Origin of the sequence: Bizionia saleffrena, from assembly GCF_008086175.1 — a bacterium.
GTDB lineage: Bacteria > Bacteroidota > Bacteroidia > Flavobacteriales > Flavobacteriaceae > Bizionia > Bizionia saleffrena.
The window spans coordinates 15,064-41,420 of the sequence record NZ_VSKM01000011.1 but is presented as its reverse complement, the minus strand read 5'-3'; the positions used below and the strand labels follow the sequence as shown (position 1 = coordinate 41,420).

At 36.4% G+C, this 26,357-nt stretch carries 27 protein-coding genes; 19 read left to right on the top strand and 8 right to left on the bottom strand.

Annotation, left to right across the window (positions count from 1 at the left end):
- Positions 1-128: 128 nt before the first annotated feature.
- The 4 genes from paaZ to ES676_RS11145 all read left to right on the top strand — a co-directional run bounded on the left by paaZ (position 129) and on the right by ES676_RS11145 (position 5,875).
- Positions 129-2,627, top strand: a complete 2,499-nt coding sequence (gene paaZ / locus ES676_RS11160) for a phenylacetic acid degradation bifunctional protein PaaZ (protein ID WP_148370413.1) — start codon at positions 129-131, stop codon at positions 2,625-2,627.
- Between the two features lie 499 nt (positions 2,628-3,126).
- A complete protein-coding gene (locus ES676_RS11155; protein ID WP_148370412.1) occupies positions 3,127-3,879 on the top strand; it encodes an enoyl-CoA hydratase/isomerase family protein in 753 nt (250 codons plus the stop codon).
- A 44-nt stretch (positions 3,880-3,923) separates the two neighbouring features.
- Complete coding sequence (locus ES676_RS11150; protein ID WP_148370411.1) at positions 3,924-4,523, top strand: acyltransferase; 600 nt, start codon at positions 3,924-3,926, stop codon at positions 4,521-4,523.
- A gap of 11 nt (positions 4,524-4,534) precedes the next feature.
- Positions 4,535-5,875 carry a phenylacetate--CoA ligase family protein gene (locus ES676_RS11145; RefSeq protein WP_148370410.1) on the top strand — a complete coding sequence of 447 codons (1,341 nt, stop codon included), beginning with the start codon at positions 4,535-4,537 and terminating at the stop codon, positions 5,873-5,875.
- A 154-nt stretch (positions 5,876-6,029) separates the two neighbouring features.
- Here the strand turns inward: ES676_RS11145 and ES676_RS11140 are convergent, their stop codons facing one another.
- Positions 6,030-6,506: an Lrp/AsnC family transcriptional regulator gene (locus tag ES676_RS11140; RefSeq protein ID WP_148370409.1), complete on the bottom strand. Its 477-nt coding sequence runs from the start codon at positions 6,504-6,506 to the stop codon at positions 6,030-6,032.
- Positions 6,507-6,706: 200 nt separating this feature from the next.
- Here ES676_RS11140 and ES676_RS11135 point away from each other — a divergent pair, with 200 nt between their 5' ends.
- From ES676_RS11135 to ES676_RS11125, 3 genes are all read left to right on the top strand, one after another.
- Positions 6,707-7,996, top strand: a complete 1,290-nt coding sequence (locus ES676_RS11135) for a dihydrolipoamide acetyltransferase family protein (RefSeq protein ID WP_148370462.1) — start codon at positions 6,707-6,709, stop codon at positions 7,994-7,996.
- Between the two features lie 46 nt (positions 7,997-8,042).
- A complete protein-coding gene (locus ES676_RS11130) occupies positions 8,043-9,110 on the top strand; it encodes a branched-chain amino acid aminotransferase (RefSeq protein ID WP_148370408.1) in 1,068 nt (355 codons plus the stop codon).
- A gap of 260 nt (positions 9,111-9,370) precedes the next feature.
- Positions 9,371-11,449 (top strand): alpha-ketoacid dehydrogenase subunit alpha/beta, encoded by a 2,079-nt coding sequence (locus tag ES676_RS11125; protein WP_148370407.1) that lies wholly within the window; start codon positions 9,371-9,373, stop codon positions 11,447-11,449.
- A gap of 117 nt (positions 11,450-11,566) precedes the next feature.
- On the opposite strand, the gene ES676_RS11120 is transcribed toward ES676_RS11125, so the two are convergent.
- A complete protein-coding gene (locus tag ES676_RS11120) occupies positions 11,567-12,820 on the bottom strand; it encodes a DNA cytosine methyltransferase (protein WP_148370406.1) in 1,254 nt (417 codons plus the stop codon).
- Between the two features lie 98 nt (positions 12,821-12,918).
- On the opposite strand from ES676_RS11120, the gene ES676_RS11115 reads away from it, so the two are divergent.
- Together ES676_RS11115 and ES676_RS11110 are read left to right on the top strand one after the other, a co-directional pair.
- Positions 12,919-13,245 carry a thermonuclease family protein gene (locus tag ES676_RS11115; protein WP_211357882.1) on the top strand — a complete coding sequence of 109 codons (327 nt, stop codon included), beginning with the start codon at positions 12,919-12,921 and terminating at the stop codon, positions 13,243-13,245.
- A 58-nt stretch (positions 13,246-13,303) separates the two neighbouring features.
- Positions 13,304-13,543, top strand: a complete 240-nt coding sequence (locus ES676_RS11110; protein WP_148370405.1) for a hypothetical protein — start codon at positions 13,304-13,306, stop codon at positions 13,541-13,543.
- A 62-nt stretch (positions 13,544-13,605) separates the two neighbouring features.
- Here the strand turns inward: ES676_RS11110 and ES676_RS11105 are convergent, their stop codons facing one another.
- The 3 genes from ES676_RS11105 to ES676_RS14735 all read right to left on the bottom strand — a co-directional run bounded on the left by ES676_RS11105 (position 13,606) and on the right by ES676_RS14735 (position 16,414).
- A complete protein-coding gene (locus ES676_RS11105) occupies positions 13,606-14,145 on the bottom strand; it encodes a DUF4136 domain-containing protein (protein WP_148370404.1) in 540 nt (179 codons plus the stop codon).
- Between the two features lie 24 nt (positions 14,146-14,169).
- Complete coding sequence (locus ES676_RS11100; RefSeq protein ID WP_148370403.1) at positions 14,170-16,155, bottom strand: urocanate hydratase; 1,986 nt, start codon at positions 16,153-16,155, stop codon at positions 14,170-14,172.
- Positions 16,156-16,249: 94 nt separating this feature from the next.
- Positions 16,250-16,414: a DUF5522 domain-containing protein gene (locus tag ES676_RS14735; RefSeq protein WP_170234451.1), complete on the bottom strand. Its 165-nt coding sequence runs from the start codon at positions 16,412-16,414 to the stop codon at positions 16,250-16,252.
- A gap of 49 nt (positions 16,415-16,463) precedes the next feature.
- On the opposite strand from ES676_RS14735, the gene ES676_RS11095 reads away from it, so the two are divergent.
- The 8 genes from ES676_RS11095 to ES676_RS14945 all read left to right on the top strand — a co-directional run bounded on the left by ES676_RS11095 (position 16,464) and on the right by ES676_RS14945 (position 21,210).
- Positions 16,464-16,802, top strand: coding sequence for a hypothetical protein (locus tag ES676_RS11095; protein ID WP_148370402.1), 339 nt, complete (start codon positions 16,464-16,466; stop codon positions 16,800-16,802).
- Positions 16,792-17,703, top strand: coding sequence for a 1-aminocyclopropane-1-carboxylate deaminase/D-cysteine desulfhydrase (locus ES676_RS11090; protein ID WP_148370401.1), 912 nt, complete (start codon positions 16,792-16,794; stop codon positions 17,701-17,703). Before ES676_RS11095 ends, ES676_RS11090 begins: the two co-directional genes overlap by 11 nt.
- Before the next feature lie 5 nt (positions 17,704-17,708).
- Complete coding sequence (locus ES676_RS11085; protein WP_148370400.1) at positions 17,709-18,527, top strand: glucosaminidase domain-containing protein; 819 nt, start codon at positions 17,709-17,711, stop codon at positions 18,525-18,527.
- A 16-nt stretch (positions 18,528-18,543) separates the two neighbouring features.
- Positions 18,544-19,824, top strand: coding sequence for a glutamate-1-semialdehyde 2,1-aminomutase (gene hemL, locus ES676_RS11080; protein WP_148370399.1), 1,281 nt, complete (start codon positions 18,544-18,546; stop codon positions 19,822-19,824).
- 100 nt (positions 19,825-19,924) lie between these two features.
- Positions 19,925-20,098: a transposase gene (locus ES676_RS14960; RefSeq protein WP_211357883.1), complete on the top strand. Its 174-nt coding sequence runs from the start codon at positions 19,925-19,927 to the stop codon at positions 20,096-20,098.
- Positions 20,099-20,134: 36 nt separating this feature from the next.
- Positions 20,135-20,359: a hypothetical protein gene (locus ES676_RS14955; RefSeq protein WP_211357884.1), complete on the top strand. Its 225-nt coding sequence runs from the start codon at positions 20,135-20,137 to the stop codon at positions 20,357-20,359.
- Between the two features lie 116 nt (positions 20,360-20,475).
- Positions 20,476-20,793, top strand: coding sequence for a hypothetical protein (locus tag ES676_RS14950; RefSeq protein ID WP_215731644.1), 318 nt, complete (start codon positions 20,476-20,478; stop codon positions 20,791-20,793).
- A 138-nt stretch (positions 20,794-20,931) separates the two neighbouring features.
- Entirely contained in the window at positions 20,932-21,210 is a 279-nt protein-coding gene (locus ES676_RS14945) for an integrase core domain-containing protein (RefSeq protein WP_262712306.1), read from the top strand.
- An 86-nt stretch (positions 21,211-21,296) separates the two neighbouring features.
- On the opposite strand, the gene ES676_RS11070 is transcribed toward ES676_RS14945, so the two are convergent.
- Together ES676_RS11070 and ES676_RS11065 are read right to left on the bottom strand one after the other, a co-directional pair.
- The gene (locus ES676_RS11070) at positions 21,297-21,638 is read right to left on the bottom strand and encodes a hypothetical protein (RefSeq protein WP_148370398.1); all 342 of its coding nucleotides are present in this window, start codon (positions 21,636-21,638) and stop codon (positions 21,297-21,299) included.
- Between the two features lie 144 nt (positions 21,639-21,782).
- Positions 21,783-22,187: a hypothetical protein gene (locus ES676_RS11065; RefSeq protein WP_148370397.1), complete on the bottom strand. Its 405-nt coding sequence runs from the start codon at positions 22,185-22,187 to the stop codon at positions 21,783-21,785.
- A 173-nt stretch (positions 22,188-22,360) separates the two neighbouring features.
- On the opposite strand from ES676_RS11065, the gene ES676_RS11060 reads away from it, so the two are divergent.
- On the top strand, positions 22,361-24,007 hold the full coding sequence (locus ES676_RS11060; protein ID WP_148370396.1) for a dipeptidyl-peptidase 3 family protein: 1,647 nt from the start codon (positions 22,361-22,363) through the stop codon (positions 24,005-24,007).
- Between the two features lie 138 nt (positions 24,008-24,145).
- Here the strand turns inward: ES676_RS11060 and lysS are convergent, their stop codons facing one another.
- Positions 24,146-25,840 (bottom strand): lysine--tRNA ligase, encoded by a 1,695-nt coding sequence (lysS, locus tag ES676_RS11055; protein ID WP_148370395.1) that lies wholly within the window; start codon positions 25,838-25,840, stop codon positions 24,146-24,148.
- A 307-nt stretch (positions 25,841-26,147) separates the two neighbouring features.
- Between lysS and ES676_RS11050 the strand changes: the two genes are divergently transcribed.
- Positions 26,148-26,306 carry a YqaE/Pmp3 family membrane protein gene (locus ES676_RS11050; protein ID WP_148370394.1) on the top strand — a complete coding sequence of 53 codons (159 nt, stop codon included), beginning with the start codon at positions 26,148-26,150 and terminating at the stop codon, positions 26,304-26,306.
- The last annotated feature ends 51 nt before the right edge of the window (positions 26,307-26,357 follow it).

Here is a 26,357-nt window from a genome sequence, read left to right as displayed (position 1 = left end):
GTTTAATCGCTAACGCAGTAAAACGGTTTAAAATAAACAGATCATTTCGAGACTGTGTTTAGATAAATACAATCGAGATAGATAAATCATAGTTTCCTTTTATTTAGGAAAAGATAAAATAGTAATCGATGAAAAAATTACAGAATTACGTCACAGGGCAATGGATAGAAGGTAATGGAGAAGGTGTGCCAATGCACGACGCCGTTACTGGAGAAATTGTAGCACTATCTGATACCGAAGGCTTAGACTTTGCCGAAATTCTTCAATATGGAAGAACAAAAGGAGGTGAAGTCCTTAGAAAAATGACTTTTCAAGAGCGCGGTAATATGCTAAAATCTTTAGCGCTGTACTTAACGAAAAGGAAAGCCGCTTTTTATGAATTAAGTTACCGTACCGGAGCAACAAAAGTAGATAGCTGGATAGATATTGAAGGAGGTTTCGGAAACTTATTCGCCAATGCATCCTTGCGTAAATTATTCCCTAATCAGTCGTATCACGTAGAAGGCGAACCTATCGATTTATCTCGTGGCGGACGCTTTATGGCCCATCATATTCTGGTGCCTAAACGAGGGGTCGCGATTCATATTAATTCTTTCAATTTTCCAGTTTGGGGAATGTTAGAGAAATGTGCAGTTAATTGGATGGCAGGAATGCCGGCAGTAGTAAAACCAGCAACAAATACGTCTTTTTTAACCGAGGCTGTTGTTCGCGAAATTATAGCTTCAGGTATTTTACCAGAAGGAGCGTTACAATTAATAGCAGGTTCTGCACGAACTATTTTAGATGGTGTAGGGTCTCAAGATGTCGTAACGTTTACAGGATCGGCAACTACTGGTCGTTTATTAAAATCACATCAACGTATCATAGACGAATCGGTGCCTTTTACTATGGAAGCCGATTCATTAAACGCTTCAGTTCTTGGAGAAGATGCCGTACCGGGAACACCAGAATTCGATTTGTTTATAAAAGAAGTCCGTACAGAAATGACCGTGAAAGCGGGACAGAAATGTACGGCTATCCGTCGTATTATTGTGCCTCAAAATTTAGTCGAAGATGTTCAGATTGCTTTAGGTAAGGCTTTAGATAAAGTCACTATTGGAGATCCGCGATTAAAAGAAGTGCGAATGGGCGCTTTAGTAAGTAAAGAGCAAGTGGCAGAAGTTCGCGAGCGCGTTCAAGAATTGTCTAAAACAGCAAAAATAGTTTATGGCGATTTAAACCACGTTAAAACTATTGGAGCCGATGCTTCAAAAGGGGCGTTTATCTCACCTATTTTATTACGCGAAGATGACCCTTTTAAAAACTTAGCGGTGCACGAAACAGAAGCTTTTGGTCCAGTAAGTACCATTATGCCGTACAAGAGCTTAGACGAAGCAATAACTTTAGCGCAATTAGGTAAAGGGTCGTTAGTGTCTTCTATCACCACAAATAACGATGCAATTGCTAAAGATTATGTTATCAATGCAGCAAGTCACCACGGAAGAATTTTAGTAATCAATCGTGAGAGTGCAAAAGAAAGCACGGGCCACGGATCGCCGTTACCAAGTTTAGTGCACGGTGGACCCGGGCGCGCTGGTGGAGGAGAAGAAATGGGTGGAATGCGAGGTGTAAAACACTATATGCAGCGTACCGCTATTCAAGGTTCTCCAAGTACATTAACAGAAATTACAGGTATTTATCAGCCTAACTCAAAATATAAGGACGCCCCACAGCATCCGTTTAAATACCATTGGGAAGATATCCAACCGGGGATGTCTTTAAAAACGCACAAAAGAACGTTTACAGATACCGATATCATTAATTTTGCCAATGTCACTTGGGATCATTTTTATGCGCACACCGATATCACGTCTTTAGAGGGCAGTATTTTCGAAAAAAGAACAGCACATGGTTATTTTATAATTTCGGCAGCGGCAGGGTTATTTGTATATCCAAACAAAGGACCGGTTTCTGCTAACTACGGATTAGAAGATTGCCGTTTTTTACGTCCGTTATACCATAACGATACCGTTTATGCACGTTTAACATGTAAGCAAAAAGTAGATAGAGATGTTGCTTCGGCAGAACACCCAAGCGGAATTGTTAAATGGTTTGTTGAGGTTTTCGATGCCGAAGACGAACTTGTCGCCGTCGCTACTATTTTAACTATGGTACAAAAGAAACAAGAAACGTTTGTAGAAATTACCGATGAGAAAATAGAAGACTGTTTAAGTATATTAACGGCAGACACAAAACCACAATGGGGTATTTTGACACCTCAACATTTATTAGAACATTTAGAAGAGGGGTATAGAATAGCATCAGGGGAAATCCAGGATTTCAATTGCGTAACGCCTGAGGAAATAGTGGAGAAAGTCCATAATTCATTATATACTTATGATAAGTTTCCTAAAGGAACAGTATTCCCAACTTATAAAAAAGGCGAATTAGAAGATTTAAAACACCCAGATTTCGAAACAGCTAAAGCAAAATTAGTAGAAGCAAGAGACGCATATCTGTTATTCTTCAAAGAAAATTCGGACGTTGTTTTAAAGAATATGGTTTTTGGTGATATGAATAAATACGAATGGTATTTATTAGAGCGTAAACACCTTAATCATCATTTCGAACAGTTCAATTTGCTGTAACAAATTAAACTGTTCGAAACACCCGAGAAGTCGGTTGTCCTAAACGAAAATAGCTTTTGTTTTTTATAGGATGGATAGTTTAAATAGAAAAGGGGTGTTCCATTTGTTGTAATTTTATTAGGATGTCACTGCGCACATATTGCGCAGACGCCTTAATTTATATGAGATGTTTAAAAAGTATTACACATATATTTTAACGCACGACAGAAATCACCTCTTTTAAGTTGGGGTAACAAATAATAGTCAGAGCAGAATTAAATAACATAAAGTAGCTACTTATATAACCCTCTTAGGCCATTATAATATTTAGAAGCTAGTTTACTTCGAAGAGCATACCGCTATAAGGGTAGCTATTAAAAGAGAAAAAAACAGCTAAAAAGTGGAAAAGAGAATGGAAGTAGAATATAATGGCGATGAATCCCGATTGGACACTTTCATAAATTACTAAAGGAAATATTAATACGAATGCGTAACACCTGCGCATTGATATATAAAAAAGATGAACACACCATACGTAACATTAGACATACAAAACGAAGTAGGACATATAGAATTCTATCATCCTGCGCACAATTCCTTACCGGGAGATATTTTAGCAAAATTAGCACAAACCATAACAGAGGCAGGAACAAACGACGCTATTAAAGTTATTGTTTTAAAAAGTGGAAAAGATAGAACGTTCTGTGCTGGAGCTAGTTTTAACGAATTAATAAATATTAATGATGCGGCGACTGGAAAAGTATTCTTTTCAGGATTTGCCAATGTAATTAACGCGATGCGTAAATGTCCTAAATTCATTATCGGACGTGTTCAAGGTAAAACCGTTGGAGGTGGCGTAGGTTTAGCAGCGTCGACCGATTATTGTATGGCAACGAAATTTGCTGCAATAAAGTTAAGTGAATTAAATATTGGTATCGGACCATTTGTTGTCGGTCCAGCAATCGAGCGTAAAATAGGCTTGAGTGCAATGTCGCAAATCGCTATCGACGCCAATGCGTTTTATTCAGCAGAATGGGCACAACAAAAAGGATTATTTGCTCAAGTCTATGATAGCATGGAAGAATTAGACGACGCTGTAAATGCAACTGCCGAACATTTATGTACTTACAATCCAGAAGCGATAAAAGAAATGAAAGCCGTTTTCTGGAGTGGTACTGAAAACTGGGATGAGCTTTTAGCTGAACGCGCTGCCACTAGTGGTACTTTAGTGCTTTCCGAATTCACAAAAGAAAAGCTTAAAGATTTTAAATAAAATCGGTATTCACCAATCTTTCCCAATCACTAATCATAAATAATATGATATATAAATTTAAAGGGTACACGCCTGTTGTACACGAAAGTAGTTTCGTACACCCACAAGCAGCAGTTACTGGAAATGTAATTATTGGTAAAAACTGTTACATCGGCCCTGGAGCTGCGATTCGCGGAGATTGGGGACAGATTATTTTAGAAGACGGTGTAAATGTACAAGAAAATTGTACGGTGCACATGTTTCCAGGGAAATCAATTATCCTAAAAGAAAACGCTCACGTAGGCCACGGTGCTATCATTCACGGGGCTAATTTGGGCAAAAACTGCCTGATTGGTATGAATTCCGTTATAATGGACGATGCCGAAATTGGTGATGAATGCATTGTTGGCGCTATGGCTTTTGTAAAAGCCGAAACTAAAATACCTAATCGTAGTTTGGTTGTTGGTAATCCGGGAAAAGTGATAAAACAAGTGAGTGATGAAATGATTTCTTGGAAAACAGCTGGTACACGATTATATCAACAATTGCCAGCCGATTGCCATGAATCATTAGAAGCAGTTGAACCATTACGAGAAATACCAAAAGACCTACCAATACAAGAAGATTTTTATAAAACATTGCAAGCTTTTAAAAATAATAAATAAAATAGGATACTATGTATAATAAAGAAATAGAGACACTTCCTTTAGTAAAGCTTAGAAAACTGCAAAGCGAACGCCTTGTAACTCTTGTAAATCGCGTGTATAAAAATGTTCCATTTTATAAAAATTTGTTTGATGAAGCTGGTGTAGACGTTTCATCTATAAAATCTATTAATGACATCCATAAGCTTCCTTTTACGAAAAAAACGGACTTAAGAGATCAGTATCCTTTTGGGTTTTTAACCGTGCCTCAAGATAAATTAGCGCGTATTCACTGTTCTAGTGGTACTACAGGAAAGCCTACAGTAGTCGCTTATACAAAGAATGATTTGGATGTTTTTTCTGAAGTAGTAGCAAGGTCTTTGTCGGCAGGCGGTGCTAAACCGGGTATGAAAATGCATAACAGTTATGGTTACGGCTTGTTTACTGGAGGTATAGGTATACACTACGGAGCAGAGAAATTGGGTATGGCGGTAGTTCCTGTGTCTGTAGGAATGACCGATAGACAAATAACTCTTTTGCAAGATTTTCAGCCAGAAGTTATTTGCTGCACACCTTCCTATGCGCAAACGATTGCTTTTGAATTAGAAAAAAGAAACTTAAACATTTCAGATATTAATCTAAAATATGCTATTCTGGGGGCAGAGCCTTGGACCGAAGTTATAAGAAAAGATATTGAGACTTCTTTAGGGGTAAAAGCTACTAATATTTATGGGCTTAGTGAGGTTATTGGACCTGGTGTATCTCAAGAAGCGTATAACGAACAGGGTACAGGGAGTTATGTTTGGGAAGATCATTTTTTTCCAGAAATAGTAGATAAAGATACTGGAGAACCACTTCCTTATGGTGAGGAAGGTGTCTTAGTATTTACAACGCTGACTAAAGAAGCGATGCCTTTTTTAAGGTATTGGACCAATGACATTTGTAGTCTATCGTATGATGAAAGTACTTCTAGAACTCACATTAAAATGGGAATGTTAAAAGGGCGTGCAGACGATATGTTAATTATTCGAGGTGTCAACTTATTTCATACTCAAATTGAAGAAATATTTAATGGATACCATCAATTAGCTCCCAACTATCAGTTAATTGTAACTAAAGAAGGGCTCTCGGATCAAGTAGAAGTAAAGGTGGAAACCAATAGTGATTTTCAGGTAGAAATAGGATTAGGAAATGGATTCACTAACGAAGACGTTGTAAAAAATTTAGCATTGATTTCCATATCTAATGCATTGAAAAAGAATATAAAAGATAAAATAGGATTAAGCATTAAGGTCACTTTAAACTGTTGTGGAGCAATACCTAAAAGTGTAGGAGGGAAACTAAATCGTATAATCGATTTACGAAATTCATAAAACTGATATAAACCTATAAGGCGACTGAAGCTACTAAAACCGAAAGACTGACTATTAGTTAAAGCGATTAGGCGTTAGTAGGTTGCCTAAAAGTGTCGATTTAAGTAAAAGGAATCCAAATGTAGTAGACCATATTTTGATTTCTTACAACTATTTAAAGAATCCTACTCAAATCAATCTCATTAGTTTCTTTACTCGTGGATAACGTAATTAAACTCTGCACATTTCCTAAATAAGGAAGTAAAGTCAATTTCGAAATAATAAACGTTTCGTAAGCTTCAATATCTTCAACAACCAGTTTTAATAGATAGTCGAAATTTCCGCTCACACGGTGGCACTCGATAACTTCGGGGAAACTGTTAATCTGAGTCACAAATTTCTCTAGAAAACTTCTGGTATGACCTTGCAAGGTAATACCTATAAACACGGTTTGTTTTAATCCTATTTTTTTATTGTTTAAAACAGCAACATACTTTGTAATATACCCTTCCTTTTCTAATTTCTTAATACGTTCAAAAATAGGTGTCGTCGTCATTCCTAACTCCGTAGCAATACTTTTTGTTGTTCTATTACTGTTGTGTTGCAGCAACGCTAAAATTCGAGTGTCTATTTTATCAAGACCATTCTGCATAAGAAAATTATTTTTTTATACTTACAAATATACGAACTAAAAGAATTTAAAACTAGAAATAGGATTTTAAAAAGATTTATAGTCTTTACGAATTAATGATCCTAGGTTTTAACATTTGTCAGACTATAAATTTAGTACTTTTAATTCTTTAACTAAAACCGATTTTAAGCTTGAAAAATTTTGAATTAATAATGCCTAAAATGGGCGAAAGTATTACCGAAGGAACAATCATTAATTGGTTAGTAAATGAAGGCGATAGTTTTAATGAAGGTGATATTATTCTAGAGGTAGCGACAGACAAAGTAGATAACGAAGTCCCAGCGCCAGCCTCAGGAAAATTAACTAAAACCCTTTTTCAAGCCAAAGATGTTGTGCCAGTAGGTACTGTAATAGCAACTTTAGCACTGTCTGAAGAACTTCATGCTTCTACCGAAGGCAGTAAATCAGCTTCAATTGAAGATAAAAAGCTTCCAAAAAAGGAAAAACAATCAAAAAAGCCAACTAAGAAGCATCAAGCGGCATCACAGCCACAAGTAACAACTGGTGCTTTTTCAACAGCCAATACCAATACATTCTTTTCTCCGCTAATTATAAAAATAGCGAAAGAATACCATATCAGTTTTGAAGAACTAGCACGAATTCCAGCCACAGGAAACGACGATAGATTACGTAAAAGCGATCTGTTTAATTATATAGAGGATGGCAGGCCTTATAAATTTGCTCAGCCCATAACTCAAGATCCTACGGCATACCGAATTCCGCAACTAAACTTCGATAAAGGGAAGGGTAAGGTCATTGAAATGGATAGAATGCGGCAAATGATCGCCGATCATATGGTGTATTCTAAGCATACTGCACCACATGTTACCGCTTACGTGGAAGCCGATTTAACCAATATGGTAAATTGGAGAAATGCTAATAAAGTGGCTTTTCAAGAAAAATACGGTGAGCGCTTAACCTTCACACCATTATTTGTAGAAGCCGTAGCAAAGGCGGTTAAAGACTTCCCGAATATTAATGCATCGGTAGACGGTAATAAGATTATTGTAAAAGAAAATATTAATATTGGTATGGCAACCGCACTTCCAAGTGGTAATTTAATTGTGCCTGTTGTAAAAAATGCCGATACGAAAGATTTAAAAACCCTTGCCGAAAACGTTAACGAACTTGCCGGAAAAGCAAGAGAAAATAAATTGGCGGGAGACGATATAAAAGGAAGCACGTTTACAATTTCTAACGTTGGTACTTTTGGTAGCGTTATGGGCACGCCTATTATAAACCAACCCGAAGTAGCCATTTTAGCTTTAGGAATTATTAAAAAGCGTCCCGAAGTTATCGAAACAGAAAATGGAGATGAAATCGCGATACGTAGTATGATGTATTTATCGCTGTCTTTCGATCATCGTGTTGTCGATGGCTTTTTAGGCGGAAGCTTCGTACGCCGGGTTGCCGATTATTTCGAGCAGTTCGATGTCAATAGAAAACTATAATATTTATGTTCTATATAAGCACTAGAACCGATTAAAACATATCATAATGAAACACAATATAGCAATTACTAAAATTGCAGAATCGAAAGTTAAAGACCTCGATTTTAACAACATTCCTCTAGGGACCACTTTTACAGACCATATGTTTATTTGCGATTATAGCAATGGCGAATGGAGTAATCCAAGAATAGAACCTTTATCCGCTATTCCAACGCATCCGGCAGCAATGGCTTTACATTACGGACAAGCGATTTTTGAAGGTATGAAGGCAACGAAAGACGCCAATGGAAATCCGGTGATTTTTCGTGCCGATAAAAATGCGGCACGCTTAAATGCTAGTGCCGACCGTATGGGAATGCCACATTTTCCCGAAGATTTATTCGTAGAAGGTTTAAAAGCAATGGTGTCTTTAGAACGTAATTGGATTCCGCCAGCCGATGGAAGTGCATTATATTTAAGACCGTTTATGTACGCCGACGAAGCCTTTATTGGTATGCGTGCAGCAACACATTATAAGTTTATAATTATGGCCTCACCAGCAGGACCGTTTTTTAGTAAGCGCATTAAATTATGGGCCGAAAAGCAATACATTCGTGCAGCGCACGGTGGAACGGGAGAAGCTAAAGCCGCAGGTAATTATGCAGGAGCTGTACTTCCGACGGAGCTAGCAAAAGCAAAAGGGTACGACCAGGTGTTGTGGCTCGATGCGGTCGAGCATAAATATATTCAGGAGGTGGGAACAATGAATATTTTCTTCAAAATCGACGGAAAATTCATTACTCCTAAACGCGATGGTTCCATTTTAGATGGCATTACGAGAATGAGTGTTATCGCTATTTTACGCGATAAAGGTTTCGAAGTTACCGAGCGCGCCATTACTATCGACGAGGTGCAAGAAGCTTCAAAGAATGGCACGTTAGAAGAAGCTTTCGGTACAGGTACCGCCGTTGGTATTGCTTACATTCAGGAGATTGGAGTAGACGATGAAGTAGTTCACGTTTCCGACGAAAGTCCGGTTGGTTTAGACGTTAATAATACCCTAGACGCTATAAAAACAGGCCAGACCGAAGATAAATTTAATTGGTTAATTACCTTGAAAAACGAGTTAGCATAGCAGTGTTTGGGCGTTACCACAAGGGTCGCGCTTTCGGCAGTCGCTTCCCGAAGAAAAATCGGGAGCGCTCCAACAAAGCCTCAATCCCTAACGCAGTTTTAAGTTCCGATAGATCAAATTAAAGTAAACGATTAATCGCAATAGCAAAAAAATAAACCGTCAGTTAGCGTAATTATTAAACATAATACAGCAGCGATATTTCAGAAAAAAAGTAACGGCACTGTTATTAAAAACTCGCTAACCGACGAATAGATTTTAATATGAAAAAAGACATTTTAGAAAAAGGATTTTTAAATCTATGCACCGCCAAAGCAATGGCCGAGTTGTACGAAGCGAACTTTAAACAAGTTTCAAAATATGTACACGCTACCTCTCGTGGACACGAAGCGATACAAATCGCATTGGGTATGCAATTGTTACCACAAGATTATGCCTTTCCATATTACAGAGACGATGCGATGTTGCTGTCTTTCGGTTTAAAACCGTACGACTTAATGTTGCAATTATTAGCAAAAAAAGACGATCCGTTCTCTGGCGGACGAACCTATTATGCACACCCGAGTTTAAAGGATCAAGATAAACCTAAAATTCCGCACCAATCGTCGGCAACAGGAATGCAGACTATCCCTGCAACAGGGACAGCAATGGGAATGCAGTATTTAGAAAAACAAGGTTTAGATAATTCAATTCTTGATACATCTACCCAAGCGCAATCTAAAGAACTCAAACCAATTACGGTATGCTCTTTAGGGGATGCCTCAGTAACCGAAGGCGAAATTTCCGAAGCGTTCCAAATGGCCGCTTTAAAGCAAATGCCTATTTTATACTTAGTACAAGATAATGGTTGGGATATTTCTGCCAATGCAGCCGAAACCCGTGCTCAAGATGCCTTCGAGTATGCGCAAGGTTTTAAAGGATTAGAAGCTATTACTATTGATGGTGCCAACTTTACAGAAAGTTACCAAGCCTTAGAAAAAGTAATAGAAACCATCCGTACCGAACGCAGACCGTTTTTAGTACACGCCAAAGTACCGTTGTTAAATCATCATACTTCTGGAGTGCGAATGGAATGGTATCGCGATGATCTAGAGGAAGCAAAAACAAGAGATCCGTATCCAGTTTTAAAACAACAATTGTTCGATAACGGATTTTCGCAAAAAGATATTGATAAAATAGAAGCGGCGGTAAAAGTGAATGTTCAAGCTGATTTCGATAAAGCACTATTAGCCGAAGACCCAAAACCTGAAGATTTATTTACTAACGATTTTGCACCGACGCCAATTACCGAAGAACGAGGAGAACGCTCTCCAAAAGGTGCCGAGAAAGTGGTTATGGTAGATTGTGCGTTATTTGCTGTAGAGGAAATAATGAGAAAGCACAAAGAGTGTTTGTTGTACGGCCAAGATGTTGGAGGTCGCTTAGGGGGTGTGTTTAGAGAAGCAGCAACGTTAGCGCAGAAATTTGGTGATGACCGTGTATTTAATACCGCAATTCAAGAAGCTTTTATTGTTGGTTCCACAGTGGGAATGAGTGCCGTAGGTTTAAAGCCCATTGTTGAGGTTCAATTTGCCGATTATATCTGGCCAGGATTAAATCAATTATTTACAGAAGTGAGTAGAAGTTGCTATTTAAGTAACGGGAAATGGCCTGTAAGTATGATTTTACGGGTGCCAATTGGTGCCTACGGAAGTGGCGGGCCTTACCATTCATCGTCTGTAGAAAGTGTGATTACTAATATTCGCGGCATTAAAATAGCATATCCTAGTAATGGTGCCGATTTAAAAGGACTGATGAAAGCGGCGTATTACGACCCGAATCCTGTGGTTATCCTAGAACACAAAGGTTTGTATTGGAGTAAAGTGCCCGGAACAAAAGGGGCGACGTCTGTCGAGCCTAGCGAAGATTACGTCCTGCCATTTGGTAAAGCGTGGGTATTACAAGAAATATGGAAACAAGACGACTTAGAAACGTTAACCATTGTTACCTACGGAATGGGCGTGCATTGGGCAATGAATGCAAGTGAAGAATTAGGTATGAAAGACCAAATTGAAGTGATCGATTTACGAACGTTATTCCCGCTTGATGAAGACACAATAATGAAATCGGTTAAGAAAACAGGTAAATGTTTAGTCGTTACTGAAGAGCCGTCAAACAACAGTTTTGCTAGAGCATTAGCAGGTAAAATTCAAGAGGAATGCTTTAAATATTTAGATGCGCCAGTACTAACTATTGGAAGTGAAAATATGCCAGCAATTCCCTTAAATTCTACTTTAGAAGAAACAATGATTCCTTCAACAGAAAAAATAAAAGTAAAAATAGAAAGCCTTCTTAATTATTAAAACTTAATTTTTATAATTAAATGCGAAGAAGGGATTGTATCAATAAAATACTATTAAAAAAGAGAAGTTCTAGGGCTTCTCTTTTTTTATGCTTTAAAGTGAAACGGTTATTAGGCCCTATTTTTCGTCATACGATTTTCGAATGGCTAATCCAATCGCCTTTGCTAAAAGTGGCGGTACGGCATTCCCTATTTGTACCATTTGCTTGGATTTCGAGCCTTCAAAAATAAACCAATCGGGGAACGATTGTAGTCGTGCCATTTCTCGAACCGTTATTACACGCGGTTCGATAGGGTGAATATTGACACCGCCATGATTTTCTTTAATAGTGCAACTCGCTTCATTCCACGAGCATTTTTTCCACGAGTCACTATAATTATCGTATAAACTTTTACCTTCGGGTACGGCTGCCAAGCGCGTTTTCATATCCTCGCGATGTTTAGTGCGAACATGATTTATAGAGGGGTTGTCTTTCACCTTAATTAAATCTTTTATGGCTTCTTTTGTGGTGATATAAGTGGCAGGTTCCAATAACGGTGCAGGGTGATAATTAGTTTTATTAATTTTATTAGCGATAAAAATGATACGTTCTCTTTTTTGCGGGACATAATAGTCGGCAGCATTTAAAACGGTAACATTTACGTTGTAGCCTAAAGCTTCAATATCTTTAATTATTTTATTTTCAACTTTGCCTTTTAGCATTGAGCGCAGTCCTTTTACGTTTTCTGCAACAATATACTCCGGATTTAATTCTGAAATAATATCTAACATATCTTTGTACAACGAATTGCGCTCATCTTCTACAATGCGACTACCCGACATACTAAATCCTTGACAAGGAAATCCGCCAGAAAGGACCGTTAATGGTTTGCCGTTAAGTTGTTGTTTAACGGTGTAAATAAATTCTTTTTTTATGGCGTTACTCGTAATATCACCTTCAATATGAGGATGTTTCAAGTTTTTACGATACGATTCCCCAGCTTCCTTAAACCAATCAAGTCCACAAAGAGGAGTAAAACCAGCTAGCTGGAAACCTAGAGCCATTCCGCCAGTGCCACTAAATAAATCTGCTGAGGTGAGCTGTGTAGCTTTCGGGGTATCCCATAAATCACTAATATCAGTCCAATTAATAGTATCTGTTTTTTTAGATTTTAGGTGCTTTGGCTGTTTTTCAGCGCCTTGCTTCTCTATGGTTTCCGATTTAAAAGTGTTTAAAAATTGAAGATAGTCCGCTTCAGAAATACGATGAACACCACCAATTTTTGTCGATTGTAATTTGCCCGAATGTATATGTCTTCTTACTGTTTTTAGGGAAACGTTTAGTTTTTCGGCGATATCACTAATTCTTAAAAGAGGTTTGTTGTTGTCCATATTTTACAAATATAAGAGTTCAATAGATGTGATAATAATTTTATTTTAAGTCTGTAATTATTAAATAGTTGTAAATTAATACCATAAAACAGGATGAGATGTATAATTATAAAGCAAAAATTATTGCTGTTTACGATGGCGATACGGAGACTGCTGTTGTAGATTTAGGTTTTTTACATTTTCAGCAAATGAAATTACGTTTGTACGGTATCGATACGCCAGAAGTTAGAGGAGCTGAAAAAATTGAAGGCAAAAAAGTAAGAGACATTTTAAGAGAAATGATTTTGGATAAAGAAGTTGAAATTATTTCCTATAAAGATAAGCAGGGTAAGTATGGTCGTTATCTAGCAACTATTATTTTAGAAGGAGTAGATGTTAACTTGTGGTTGGTTGCAAATGGTCACGCTACAGTTTATTTCCCTTAATGTATTTGGTTTACAATTAATTAGTATATTTAACTTAAACTAATTAAACATATTTAAAATGAGAAAATTGATTTACACGGCTTTAGCCATAAGTTTTATGACCGTTGCATTTACATCTTGTAGAGATGAAAAATCTCAAAAAGAAGAGTTGATTGAAGAAATGAAAAATGAGGGCGCTGAAATCAAAATTAAAACAGATGGCGAAGACACTAAAATAAAAATGGAAACTGAAGATAAAAAGGTGAAAATTAAAGAAGACGGCGAAGAGACTAAAATAAAAATAAAAACGGACGATTAGTAGCGTCTAAGAGTAAAGAAAAAAGCGATTCAATTTTTAAAATTGAATCGCTTTTTTAAAATTTATTTTTTAGCTTCCGGCGGATACTTCGATAAGATTTCAAAAACGAATTCATTAATTCGTGCTTCTTTTTCATCGATATTTCCCGAGGTGTTTAAATACCCTGAACCTTTACCTTGCCAAATAAGTTCTTTTTTATTGGCATCGATTAAATCAATATACAAACTACCTTGCATAGAAGTACTCACTGTATTGCGGTTATAATAAGGACTCCAGCCCCAGCCGTAACCGTACATTCCGTAACCTCCGTTGTTATACACGTTAACTTCTTGGCGTGATTTTGTAAAAATACTAACGAGAAGATCTGGCGTTTCCGATTTTGTAAACCCTTTTGCCATCATTTCCGATTCTATGGCTCTTAGAATTCTACGTTTGTCTATGTCGCTAATTTCGGCCTTATCGATTCCTGTTTTAAAGAAAGCAAAGGTTTTGTAAGTACTAAAATTAGCATTCTTATCGTAATCCGACTGCACCCGCACCGAACTACACGAAGCAACTACTAAAAGAAGTAGTAATACAGGTAGTGTTTTTATTAATTTCATCTTTTTCAATTTTTATGTTAGTAATTATAAAGCGTCTATAATTTCATCATCTACTAAATTAGGTAAGGTTACTTTTAAATTAGGTTCCATTTCCATAGCGCGTTTTATTGCGAAAACAGCGCCTTCGTTTCTTGCCCAACTACGTCTAGAAATCCCGTTGTTAACATCCCAGAAGAGCATTGATTTTAAGCGCTTTGACGCTTCTTTAGTACCATCAATAACCATACCAAATCCACCATTTATAACTTCGCCCCAGCCAACGCCGCCACCGTTGTGTATACTTACCCAAGTTGCGCCGCGAAAGCTATCGCCAATTACATTTTGTATGGCCATATCTGCCGTAAACCGTGAGCCGTCATAAATGTTTGAGGTTTCACGATATGGGGAGTCCGTACCTGAAACATCATGATGATCGCGACCTAATATAACGGTCTCGATGTCTCCTTTTGCAATTGCTTGGTTAAAGGCTTCGGCTATTTTTGCACGACCTTCTGCATCGGCATATAATATTCTAGCCTGAGAGCCAACAACCAATTTATTAGCTTGAGCGCCTTTAATCCATTGAATATTATCGCTCATTTGCTGTTGTATTTCTTCCGGAGAATGACGTTTTATCTCTTCTAAAACCTCACAGGCAATGGTGTCTGTTTTAGCTAAATCTTCAGGTTTTCCAGAAGCACACACCCAGCGAAAAGGGCCAAAGCCATAATCGAAACACATGGGCCCCATAATATCTTGTACGTAACTTGAATATTTAAAGTCGATTCCGTTTTCGGCCATAATATCTGCTCCTGCGCGCGAGGCTTCCAATAAGAAGGCGTTACCATAATCGAAGAAATACGTGCCCTTTGCCGTATGCTTATTTATAGCGTCCGTGTGAAGGCATAACGTTTCTTGAACTTTCTTTTTAAAGGCCTCTGGATCTTTGGACATCATTTGATTGGCTTCTTCAAAGGATAAGCCCATAGGGTAATAACCACCAGCCCAAGGATTATGAAGTGAGGTTTGATCGCTTCCTAAATCGATGTGGACATTCGCCTCATCAAATTTTTGCCACACCTCTACAATATTTCCTAAATACGCGATAGAAACGGTTTGTTTTTCGGCCTTTGCTTTTTCAACGCGTGCCACTAACTCATCTAAATCGGTAATTTTTTCATCGATCCATCCTTGATCTAAACGTACCTGGGTTATTTTAGGATTTACTTCGGCACACACCGTAATACAACCTGCAATATTGCCTGCTTTTGGTTGCGCTCCAGACATACCTCCTAAGCCAGAGGTTACAAATAGATTTCCTTTTGGCGTTTTATTAATTTTTCTAAAAGCGTTTAAAACCGTAATAGTGGTGCCGTGCACAATACCTTGTGGCCCAATATACATATAGCTTCCAGCAGTCATTTGTCCGTATTGCGTAACGCCTAACGCATTAAATTTTTCCCAATCGTCCGGTTTTGAATAATTAGGAACCATCATTCCGTTAGTCACGACGACTCTTGGTGCTTCTTTATGCGAGGGGAATAATCCCATAGGGTGCCCAGAATACATAACTAGTGTCTGCTCGTCGTTCATTTCGGCTAAATACTTCAATGTTAAACGGTATTGCGCCCAATTTGAAAACACACCACCGTTACCCCCATAAGTGATTAATTCATGCGGATGTTGCGCAACGGCATTATCTAAATTATTTTGAATCATTAACATAATCGCTGCAGCCTGTTTCGATTGTGCTGGATAGTCGCTAATAGGGCGGGCGTACATTTTATAATCCGGACGCAAACGATACATATAAATACGACCATAAGTATCAAGTTCGTGCTTAAACTCATTAATTAAAGTGTTATGGTGTTTTTTATCGAAATAACGCAATGCATTTCTTAATGCTAATTTTTCTTCTTCGGGAGATAGAATGGTTTTACGCTTTGGTGCGTGATTGATTTCGGTTTCGTAAGGTTTTTTGTTAGGTAATTGATCTGGAATACCTTCTAGAATTTGCGCTTTAAAAGTCATTTTAATATGTTTTTGTAATCAGTAGTGACGGTACATTCCTACTAATTAAAGAGTTAACGAAAGGCATTGTTTTTTATAGGCTAATGCTTCGGAATTATGTGGTTTTTGTATTTGTTTTTTTATTGAAACCATAAGGGCAATGTCTACATCCGCTTTGGCAGCAATACCCTCTTTTTAAGTGGTATTGTTCTGTAAAACACTTATAACCTTCGGGTGTTAGGTAATAATCACCCTCTTCAATTGGTATAAATTTCTTCATATGTTACAAATATAATGTAAATTGGAGTGGTTTTTGAACGCTTTTAAAAGTGATATTATTTTCTAAATATTTAGTGCCTAAAGGCTATTCTGGTTTAACGATGTATCCGTTTGTGTTTTTAAAGTCGAAAGTTTTAAAAGACGACGCTGTTTTAATTAATCACGAGAAAATTCATTTAAAACAGCAACTCGAGTTGTGCCTTCTTCTTTTTTATATTGTTTATGGTATTGAATTTATTTGCAGATATATTCAGTATAAAAACACCCACAAAGCGTATAAGAATATTTCATTTGAAAGAGAGGCTTATGCGAATGAGTCTAACCTAAACTATTTAAAAACACGTTCGTTTTGGCAATTTTTAAAGTATATTCGTAGCTATGATTTTTAACTTAGAAAACAGCATAAACGAACGCGTTATTTTACGGCATAATGAAGATGTGGAGGTCTATCTTAAACGCGAGGATGCTATACACCCTATTATTTCTGGAAATAAATACAGGAAATTAAAGTACAATGTCGCATTTGCTAAAGAGAATAACGACGGGACACTTTTAACTTTTGGAGGAGCTTTTTCTAATCATATTATTGCAACCGCTGCCGCCGGAAAATCAGCCGGATTAAAGACCATAGGAATTATAAGAGGTGAAGAGCTTGCCAAGAAAACGGTACACAATGAAACGTTGGAGTATGCTAAACGTTGCGGAATGCATTTAAAATTTGTAAGTCGCGAACAATTTAGAGATAAAAGCAATCCGGAGTTTTTAAATGCTTTAGAGAATGAATTCGGTTCGTTTTATGCCGTACCCGAAGGCGGTACTAACGATTTAGCTGTTAAGGGCTGTGAGGAGATCTTAAGTGAAGGAGATAAAAGTTTCGATGTGGTGTGCGCATCTGTTGGAACGGGAGGTACAATCTCTGGGTTAATTAACAGTTCTAACCCTAATCAGAAAATTTTAGGTTTTTCGGCATTAAAAGGAAGCTTTTTACAAGAGGATATTAGTAAATTTGCAAATCGTAAAAATTGGGAATTAATTACCGATTATCATTTTGGGGGCTATGCTAAAATAAAACCTGAGTTGATAACGTTTATAAACCAGTTTAAAGCGCAAAATGATATTCCTTTAGATCCTATTTACACGGGAAAGATGTTATTTGGAATTTCAGATTTAATAAAAAAAGGATATTTTGCTAAAGGAACGAAGATTTTAGCAATTCATACCGGAGGATTACAAGGTATAGCAGGAATGAACGCTATTTTAAAACAAAAAGAATTACCGTTAATACAATAAAATTAATGAAAAAAATAGTTACCATTATATGTTTAAGTATGCTCGTTTTAAGTTGTGGATCGCGTAAAAAGGTGGTTACCAGTAAATCTAAAAATAAAACAGAACGCGTTATACGACAACCTAAAACGAATACGGGAGAGAATGTAATTATTGCTGCCCCTAAAGACAGGGGAGAAGTAAAGTCGGCGACTAAAGTGTATGCTACTGCAACGGAAGCGTATATTGCAAACTATAGCGGTATTGCGAAAGATGAAATGAGAGATTATGGCATTCCTGCTAGTATAACATTGGCGCAAGGTATTTTAGAGTCGGGTTCTGGAAACGGACGTTTATCGGTTGAGGCAAATAATCATTTTGGTATTAAATGTCACCGTGAGTGGACGGGCGATAAAATTTATCACGATGATGATGCAGCGCAAGAATGTTTCAGAAAATATAAACACTCTAAATATTCTTTTAGAGATCATTCATTATTCTTAAAAGAAAGAAAACGTTACTCTACCCTTTTTAATCTACCAATAGACGATTACGAGGCGTGGGCCAAAGGACTAAAAGCGGCAGGTTATGCAACAGACAGAAAGTATCCAGCAAAACTAATTAGCTTAATAGAACGTTACCAATTGTATCATTACGATTTAGAAGTTTTAGGAAAAGAACCAAAACGCTTGGTACAAGACGACACCAAACATACGGTAGTGGCTGGCGATACCTTATATTCATTATCGAGAACTTATAACATGTCGGTGAAAGCACTTCAAGATTTAAATGGCCTTAGATCGAACGAATTAGCGATAGGTCAAATTTTATATATTAAACCATTATAAAAGAGTAAAATATTTTATGATTTATAAACGTAGTAGTGCTTTGTTTGCAAAAGCAGAGCAAGTTATTCCTGGAGGTGTGAATTCTCCAGTTCGAGCATTTAAAGCGGTAGGAGGAACGCCTATTTTTGTAAAAGAGGCAAAAGGGGCTTACCTATACGATGAAGATGGCAACACATTAATCGATTACATAAATTCTTGGGGTCCTATGATTTTGGGTCACGCTTACGAACCGGTTGTTAATGCAGTAATCGAAAAAGCGAGAAAAGGAACCTCCTTTGGGATGCCAACCGAAATAGAAACTCAGATTGCAGAATTAGCAGTTTCAATGGTGCCAAACATAGATAAAATCCGTTTTGTAAATTCAGGAACAGAAGCCTGTATGAGTGCAGTGCGCTTGGCAAGAGGGTATACCGGGAAAGATAAAATTATAAAGTTTGCTGGTTGCTACCACGGACATAGTGATTCGTTTTTAATACAAGCAGGAAGTGGTGCTGTGACTTTCGGGAGTCCGAATAGTCCAGGTGTAACCGCAGGAACAGCAAAAGATACGTTACTAGCAAAGTACAACGATATAGGAAATGTTGAAGCATTAATCGAAGCAAATAAAGGAGAAATAGCGTGTATTATTATAGAGCCTGTTGCCGGAAATATGGGGTGTATTCCGCCAAAAAACAATTTCCTGCAACAATTAAGAGCTTTATGTGATGCCAATGACATCTTGTTAGTTTTTGATGAGGTGATGACCGGTTTCAGATTGGCCAAAGGTGGTGCTCAAGAACTGTATAATGTAAAAGCCGATATTCTATGCTTCGGAAAAGTTATTGGTGGCGGCTTACCAGTTGGTGCTTTTGCCGCAAATAATGCAATTATGAACCACTTGTCGCCTCTAGGCCCCGTGTATCAAGCAGGAACATTAAGCGGGAACCCCTTAGCAATGGCAGCAGGGTTAGCTATGTTAACAGAATTAAATAACGATAAAGAGATTTTTAATCGTTTGGCTGAAAAAACTGAATATTTACACAAAGGTTTATCTGAAGTATTGGTAAATCGAAATATTACTCATACTATAAATAGAGTAGGGTCTATGATTTCTGTGCATTTTGATGAAACTGAAGTCATTGATTTTGAAACAGCAGCAAAAGGAAATAACGAAACATTTAAAATGTTTTTTCATGGCATGTTAAATAATGGTGTTTATATCGCGCCAAGTGCTTTCGAGACGTGGTTTTTAAGTGATGCTTTATCCTATAAAGATTTAGATAAAACCATTGCAGCGTGTAACGCCGTTTTTGAATAGATATTAGATAGACATAAAAAAAAGCGATTGTAAATGTACAATCGCTTTTTTTTATGTCTTGTCCCGTTCTGAAATAGCGATACACTAAAACAATAGTGTAATGAAACGTATAGAAAACACTGGGCACGTAAAGCGTACCCAAAAAGATTACTCACTTTATTTTAAACTACAAATTATTCAAGAAGTTGAACAAGGACTTCTTACAAAAAGTCAAGCACAGACCAAATATGGTATTCAAAGTGACTCCACTGTAACTAAATGGTTAAAAAAATAGGGTAATTTTGATTGGGAAAATCAAACACCCGTTACTATGTCTAAAATACCTGAACAAAGAATACTTGAGCTAGAAGCAAAAGTTAAGTTGTTAGAAAAACAAAAAGCTAGAGCGGAACATTTAGCAGAACGAGCAGACAAAAAGGTTATTATTTTTGATATGTTGGTTGATATGGCTGAAAGAGAGTATGATATTCAAATAAGAAAAAATTACACACCCAAGTTATCGATCAGTACCGAGAGCAAACCAAAGAAAAAATAGTTTCTACTTGCGGATTACTTGGGGTAAATAGACAGGTGTATTACCGAACTAAAAAATCAAAACTGCGTAAGCAAAATTTAGCACAACAAGTCATCGATTTGGTTTGTGTATTAAGAATGAAGATGCCACGTTTAGGTACAAGAAAACTATATTATTTGTTAGAAGAGGATTTAAAAAAGATAAAAACAGGAAAGGATAAGCTCTTTAGAATACTTAAAGCCAATCATTTATTAATTATTCCAAGGAAATCATATCATATTACAACAGACTCACACCATAGATTTAGAAAGCATAAAAATAAAGTTTGTAACCTAAAGATTAATAAACAAGAACAAGTTTGGGGTAGTGATATTACTTATGTTGGAAGGCGAGAAACCCCAAGTTATTTAGCGTTAATTACGGATGCTTATTCCAAGAAAATTGTAGAGGTTTAACGTGTCCAATAGTTTATCTGTTGAAGGTTCATTTCAAGCATTAGGTATGGCTATAAAAAACACCCCTTAATTCATCATTCAGATAGAGGTTTACAATATTGCTAAAATGATTACCAAGAATTACTTGAGCAAAATGGAATCAAAACCAGTATGACAGAAAAATATGATCCTTACGAAAATGCAGTAGCAGAAAGAATCAATGGAATTTTAAAGCAAGAATTTAATATCGCTAAATATGAGGTAAACCTAAAAATAAAGAAACAAATCATTAATGAATCAATCAAAATTTATAATCAAGAAAGACCTCATTTATCAAATCATATGTTGACTCCAAATCAAATGCACAAACAATGTAAAATAGAAATGAAAACTTATAAATCAAAAAAGCTGAACAATGGAGTCATTGTTCAGCTTTAAATATTAAATTTAATCCTTTATTACTCTGTAGCGATTATTCAGGACTAAATAACTTATACTTTTTAAGATTATATTACTAACGCTGGTTACTTAGACTCGTTAATGATTGTAAATCTTTTATATTGTTCTTCTGTTAATACACTTTCCATTGTAGCCGAAAATTTTGCTTCAACAGTAGCCATATTTTTCGCATACGCAGGAGTGTTAACACCGTCGTGCTTCGCTAAAGAATATTCTTTAAGCGCTTTTTCTCGATAAGCTTGATAGGTTTCTTCCAATGCATCATCAGAAAATTTTAATTCTTTTCTTAACTCGTATGCCTTTTCGTTAGCCACTTTGTTAATCTCAAGTTTGTTCTGAGCAACTGCGTTTTGAGTTCCTAAAACGAGCGCAAAAGCAAAGAAGCAAAAAGTAATTATTTTTTTCATTTTTTCAAGTATTATTCATTAATTATCCAAAGGAAAGCTATTTACATAATATTCGCAAATAAAAAAGACGCAGATTAATTATGCTGCGTCTTATTATTGTTGACTTAAAGTGAGTAAATGCATCACCTTTTTAAGAGTTAATAGCTATTGTGCTCTTCTTTTATTTAATTTGTCTTCTCTTTTATTCTGTTCTTCTTTAATGGACGACCATTTTGTGTATTGCTCAGCAGTTAAAATTGATTTCATATGATTGTCTCTTTCGTTTTTAAGCGCGTGACGTTTATTTTGAATTTTCTTACGCTCGCCTTTAGAAAGTGATTTATTATTGCGAGCAGCCATCATTTCTTTTTCTAAATTTGCATTTTGAAGCGAAAGAATACTTATTCTTTTTTGTTGTGCTTCATTTAAAGTTAATGCTTTCGTTAAACGTGCTGTTTGCATTTCTGCAATTTCTTCAACGCTACTATTGTTAAATTTTTCAGCTTTTTCATTTTGTGCATTCATCTGGAATGTTACCAATGCAATGGCAATTAATACTAATTTTTTCATCGTTTTTAAGTGTTTATTATCGCGTAAGCGAATCGTTAATATAGTGTTGTTAGTTGTTTTTAAGACTATTAAGCGAATTTAAGGTTTAATAGTATGCGTAAATATAACTTCTTTTTTACAGTTTAGCGTCTCTTCTAAATACTTTATCTTTACGTAAATCTAAAATACGTATTATGAAAAAAGGATTAACTCTAGTTTTAAGCCTTGTAGCCTTATGGTCTTGTAAAAATGAGGTTGAAAAAACCACACCTATGGTAGAAATTGAAACTGAACAAACAGAAATGCAAGTTAACTTAAACAAATATGTTAGTGTGAAACTAACCACAGATTTGAGTGGTCTTACCGAAAACGAGCGTAAAATGCTACCTATTTTAATTAAGGCTGCCGATAAAATGAATGCTCTTTTCTGGTACGAAGCGTATGGTGATTGTGATGCTTTATTAAATTCTATTGAAGATAACGACACGAAAAAATACGCGTCTATTAATTATGGCCCTTGGGATCGCTTAGCAAATAATAAACCGTTTGTTGACGGTGTAGGTGAAAAACCCAAAGGCGCTAATTACTATCCGCAAGATATGACAAAGGAAGAATTTGAAAATGCAACGTTAGAAAATAAATCGGGTTTATACAATTTTGTACGTCGTGACGAGAGTGGGAAATTATTCACGATTCCTTATCACCAGAAATTTGAAGCTGAAGTAAAAGAAGTTTCAAGTTTATTATTAGAGGCAGCGGAATTAGCAGACGACGCCGGATTTAAAAAGTACTTAGAGTTGCGGGCCGCGGCAGTATTAAATGACGAATACCAAGCGAGTGATTTTGCTTGGATGGAAATGAAAAATAATACGTTGGATATTGTTATTGGGCCCATTGAAACATACGAAGATCAATTATTCGGGAATAAAGCGGCTCACGAAGGTTATGTTTTAATTAAAGATCAAGAATGGAGCGAGCGTTTGGCAAGGTTCAGTCGCTTTTTACCAGAATTGCAAAAAGGATTACCTGTTGCCGATAAATACAAACAAGAAGAGCCAGGAACCGATAGCGATTTAAATGCTTACGATGTTGTGTTTTATGCGGGTGACTGTAATTCTGGAAGTAAAACGATCGCGATTAACTTACCAAATGATGAAGAGGTACAACTTAAAAAAGGAACACGCCGCTTGCAATTAAAAAATGCAATGCAGGCAAAATTTGATAAAATATTATTACCAATTACCGATGTGCTAATTACCGAAGACCAACGTAAGCACGTTACTTTTAATGCTTTTTTTGCAAATACAATGTTCCATGAAGTCGCACACGGTTTAGGTATTAAAAACACCATTAATAATAAAGGAACAGTTCGTACCTCTTTAAAGGAATACGCAAGTGCACTGGAAGAAGGTAAAGCAGATGTTTTAGGATTATATATGGTGCAACAACTGCACGCTAAAGGTGAGCTTAAAGAAGATTTAAAAGATAATATGGTTACGTTTATGGCTGGTATTTTTAGATCTGTGCGTTTTGGCGCGTCTAGTGCGCACGGAAAAGCAAATATGATTCGTTTTAATTTCTTTAAAGAAATGGGATCATTTTCTAGAAATGAAGATGGAACATACGCCGTACAATTTGATAAAATGGAAGTCGCAATGAAAGAATTATCGAAAGTGATTTTAACCTACCAAGGAGAAGGCGATTACGATGGTGTTGGGGCTTTTGTAAGTAAATACGGAGAGATTCCAGAAGAACTTCAAAGTGATTTAGATCGTTTAAGCGAAGCAGGTATTCCTGTGGATGTAATTTTCGAACAAGGGATTGAAACTTTAGGCTTATAAGTGTTATAACAGGATATGTTTCAAATTTTATGAAAGCTTCGAGGTCTACTTGAAGCTTTTTTGTGCGGTTTATGTTTAACCAGAAACAGCGTTACTTTATTAAAAGTAACGCTGTTTTATATTAAACTATATTGAGGTTTAAACTAGCTCGACAAACAAACCATCGTCTGTTTTTTCGACTTTTGCTACACCTAATTTCGTTAATCCTTTAATGGTCTTATCCCATTTTTTATTACTCAAGCCAGAATCGGCTTTAAGTATATTTAAATCTACTGGCGATTGTTTCTTTAAAATAGCGAACACTGCTTTTTCATCGTCACCCATTGGAATTGCTTTTTTCTCTGGTCGCATTTGCGGAAAGAAAAGCACCTCTTGAATAGATTGGTTATTTGTTAAATACATAATTAAACGGTCCATTCCAATCCCCATTCCAGAGGTTGGAGGCATACCATATTCTAAAGCACGTAAAAAGTCTTCGTCAATAAATTCGGTAGCTTCATCATCTCCTTTTTGCGCTAGTTTTAATTGGTGCTCAAAACGTTCACGTTGGTCAATCGGGTCATTAAGCTCAGAGTACGCATTGGCAATTTCTTTACCACAAACCATTAATTCAAAACGCTCGGTTAATTCAGGATTGTCTCTGTGTTCCTTACATAGTGGGCTCATTTCTTTCGGGTAATCGGTAATAAAGGTAGGTTGGATATAATTACCTTCACATTTTTCGCCGAAAATTTCATCAATTAATTTTCCTTTACCCATAGTAGCATCTACTGCAATACCCATACTTTTTGCAGCTTCGCGGATCTCGTCTTCGGATTTATTCGTAATATCAAAACCTGTAAAATGCTTAATAGAATCGGCCATAGTTACACGTGCGTAAGGCGCTTTAAAACTAATTTTATGCTCGCCAAAAGTCGCTTCACTCGTTCCGTTAACAGCAATTGCACAATGTTCTAGAAGTTTTTCGCAAAAATCCATCATCCAATTGTAGTCCTTATAAGCCACATAGATTTCCATCGCTGTAAACTCCGGATTATGGGTTTTATCCATTCCTTCGTTTCTAAAGTTTTTAGAAAACTCGTAGACACCATCAAAACCACCAACAATTAAACGTTTTAGGTATAATTCGTTAGCGATACGCATATATAACGGAATATCTAAACTATTATGGTGTGTAATAAATGGTCTCGCTGCAGCACCACCTGGAATAGGTTGTAAAACAGGAGTTTCTACCTCGAAATATCCAGATTCGTTAAAAAAGTTACGCATAGCATTAAACAACCTTGTACGTTTAATAAATACTTCTTTAACGTGAGGGTTTACCACTAAATCGGCATAGCGACGGCGGTAACGCAATTCAGGGTCAATAAAGGCATCGTGTGCATTCCCATCCGAATCAATTTTTGGTAATGGTAATGGTTTTAATGCTTTACTAAGCAATTTAAATTCTTTTACCATCACTGTTTTTTCACCTACTTTCGTTGTGAAAAGCTCACCTTCAATACCAATAAAATCACCAATATCTAGTAATTTTTTATAAACATCGTTGTATTGACTTTTATCATCTCCAGCACAAATTTTGTCACGATTAAAGTATACTTGAATTCTGCCTTCGCTATCTTGAAGTTCGGCAAAACTTGCATTACCTTGAATACGACGAGACATTAAACGTCCTGCAATAACCACCTTTTTACCGTTTTCAAAATCCTGTTTGACTTGCTTTGAAGTCTCAGAAACAGGAAATAAATCGGCTGGATAAGGGTTGATTCCTAACTCGCGTAATTTGGCAAGTTTTTCTCTTCGTACGAGCTCTTGCTCAGATAATTGTGACATAGTTAAATTTGTGTGTAATTAAGCCTGCAAAGATAAGATTATTACACTGCAATTAAAATTATTTTTTGGATACCATTCTAGTTACGCGTACACAAGTTGCTTCCCGATAAAAAAAGAGAGCGCTTCCATAACTGCTTAACTAAGACCTCATAATGAATAGTTAATAATAAAATTAAAATCGAAAGAGTAAGCGCTAACGTTAAGTGTAACAAAAAGATTTAATAACCGTCTTATGTAGTGTTATAGGATATGTAAATTTTTCTATCGTCAATCAAATCAAATCAAATCAAAAAAATAAATCAAAGTTATGGGGTTTTGGAGAGTATTATTGTCAATAATTTGTCCGCCGTTAGCCGTTTTAGATAAAGGCTGTGGTTCTATATTAATTGTGTTTTTATTATGGCTCTGTGGCTGGGTGCCTGGCATTGTTGCCGCTTTAGTGATTTTAAATAACCCAAATAGGTAGGTCTTTATAATAAGGGCAGTTTTTACTAAACTTTTAAAAAAATTACGACGT

Excerpts from the sequence above, each read along its gene's own strand:
- ES676_RS11155 (WP_148370412.1), top strand. The coding sequence starts at position 3,127 with ATGAACACACCATACGTAACATTAGACATACAAAACGAAGTAGGACAT.
- ES676_RS11105 (WP_148370404.1), bottom strand. The coding sequence starts at position 14,145 with ATGAAATTAATAAAAACACTACCTGTATTACTACTTCTTTTAGTAGTT.
- ES676_RS11120 (WP_148370406.1), bottom strand. The coding sequence starts at position 12,820 with ATGGACAACAACAAACCTCTTTTAAGAATTAGTGATATCGCCGAAAAA.
- ES676_RS11145 (WP_148370410.1), top strand. The coding sequence starts at position 4,535 with ATGTATAATAAAGAAATAGAGACACTTCCTTTAGTAAAGCTTAGAAAA.
- ES676_RS11100 (WP_148370403.1), bottom strand. The coding sequence starts at position 16,155 with ATGACTTTTAAAGCGCAAATTCTAGAAGGTATTCCAGATCAATTACCT.
- ES676_RS11115 (WP_211357882.1), top strand. The coding sequence starts at position 12,919 with ATGTATAATTATAAAGCAAAAATTATTGCTGTTTACGATGGCGATACG.
- ES676_RS11060 (WP_148370396.1), top strand. The coding sequence starts at position 22,361 with ATGAAAAAAGGATTAACTCTAGTTTTAAGCCTTGTAGCCTTATGGTCT.
- ES676_RS11125 (WP_148370407.1), top strand. The coding sequence starts at position 9,371 with ATGAAAAAAGACATTTTAGAAAAAGGATTTTTAAATCTATGCACCGCC.
- ES676_RS11070 (WP_148370398.1), bottom strand. The coding sequence starts at position 21,638 with ATGAAAAAAATAATTACTTTTTGCTTCTTTGCTTTTGCGCTCGTTTTA.
- lysS (WP_148370395.1), bottom strand. The coding sequence starts at position 25,840 with ATGTCACAATTATCTGAGCAAGAGCTCGTACGAAGAGAAAAACTTGCC.
- ES676_RS11065 (WP_148370397.1), bottom strand. The coding sequence starts at position 22,187 with ATGAAAAAATTAGTATTAATTGCCATTGCATTGGTAACATTCCAGATG.
- ES676_RS14950 (WP_215731644.1), top strand. The coding sequence starts at position 20,476 with ATGAAGATGCCACGTTTAGGTACAAGAAAACTATATTATTTGTTAGAA.
- ES676_RS11135 (WP_148370462.1), top strand. The coding sequence starts at position 6,707 with ATGGGCGAAAGTATTACCGAAGGAACAATCATTAATTGGTTAGTAAAT.
- ES676_RS14960 (WP_211357883.1), top strand. The coding sequence starts at position 19,925 with ATGAAACGTATAGAAAACACTGGGCACGTAAAGCGTACCCAAAAAGAT.
- paaZ (WP_148370413.1), top strand. The coding sequence starts at position 129 with ATGAAAAAATTACAGAATTACGTCACAGGGCAATGGATAGAAGGTAAT.
- ES676_RS11090 (WP_148370401.1), top strand. The coding sequence starts at position 16,792 with ATGATTTTTAACTTAGAAAACAGCATAAACGAACGCGTTATTTTACGG.
- ES676_RS11085 (WP_148370400.1), top strand. The coding sequence starts at position 17,709 with ATGAAAAAAATAGTTACCATTATATGTTTAAGTATGCTCGTTTTAAGT.
- ES676_RS11130 (WP_148370408.1), top strand. The coding sequence starts at position 8,043 with ATGAAACACAATATAGCAATTACTAAAATTGCAGAATCGAAAGTTAAA.
- ES676_RS11050 (WP_148370394.1), top strand. The coding sequence starts at position 26,148 with ATGGGGTTTTGGAGAGTATTATTGTCAATAATTTGTCCGCCGTTAGCC.
- ES676_RS14955 (WP_211357884.1), top strand. The coding sequence starts at position 20,135 with ATGTCTAAAATACCTGAACAAAGAATACTTGAGCTAGAAGCAAAAGTT.
- ES676_RS14735 (WP_170234451.1), bottom strand. The coding sequence starts at position 16,414 with ATGAAGAAATTTATACCAATTGAAGAGGGTGATTATTACCTAACACCC.
- ES676_RS11150 (WP_148370411.1), top strand. The coding sequence starts at position 3,924 with ATGATATATAAATTTAAAGGGTACACGCCTGTTGTACACGAAAGTAGT.
- ES676_RS11140 (WP_148370409.1), bottom strand. The coding sequence starts at position 6,506 with ATGCAGAATGGTCTTGATAAAATAGACACTCGAATTTTAGCGTTGCTG.
- ES676_RS11110 (WP_148370405.1), top strand. The coding sequence starts at position 13,304 with ATGAGAAAATTGATTTACACGGCTTTAGCCATAAGTTTTATGACCGTT.
- hemL (WP_148370399.1), top strand. The coding sequence starts at position 18,544 with ATGATTTATAAACGTAGTAGTGCTTTGTTTGCAAAAGCAGAGCAAGTT.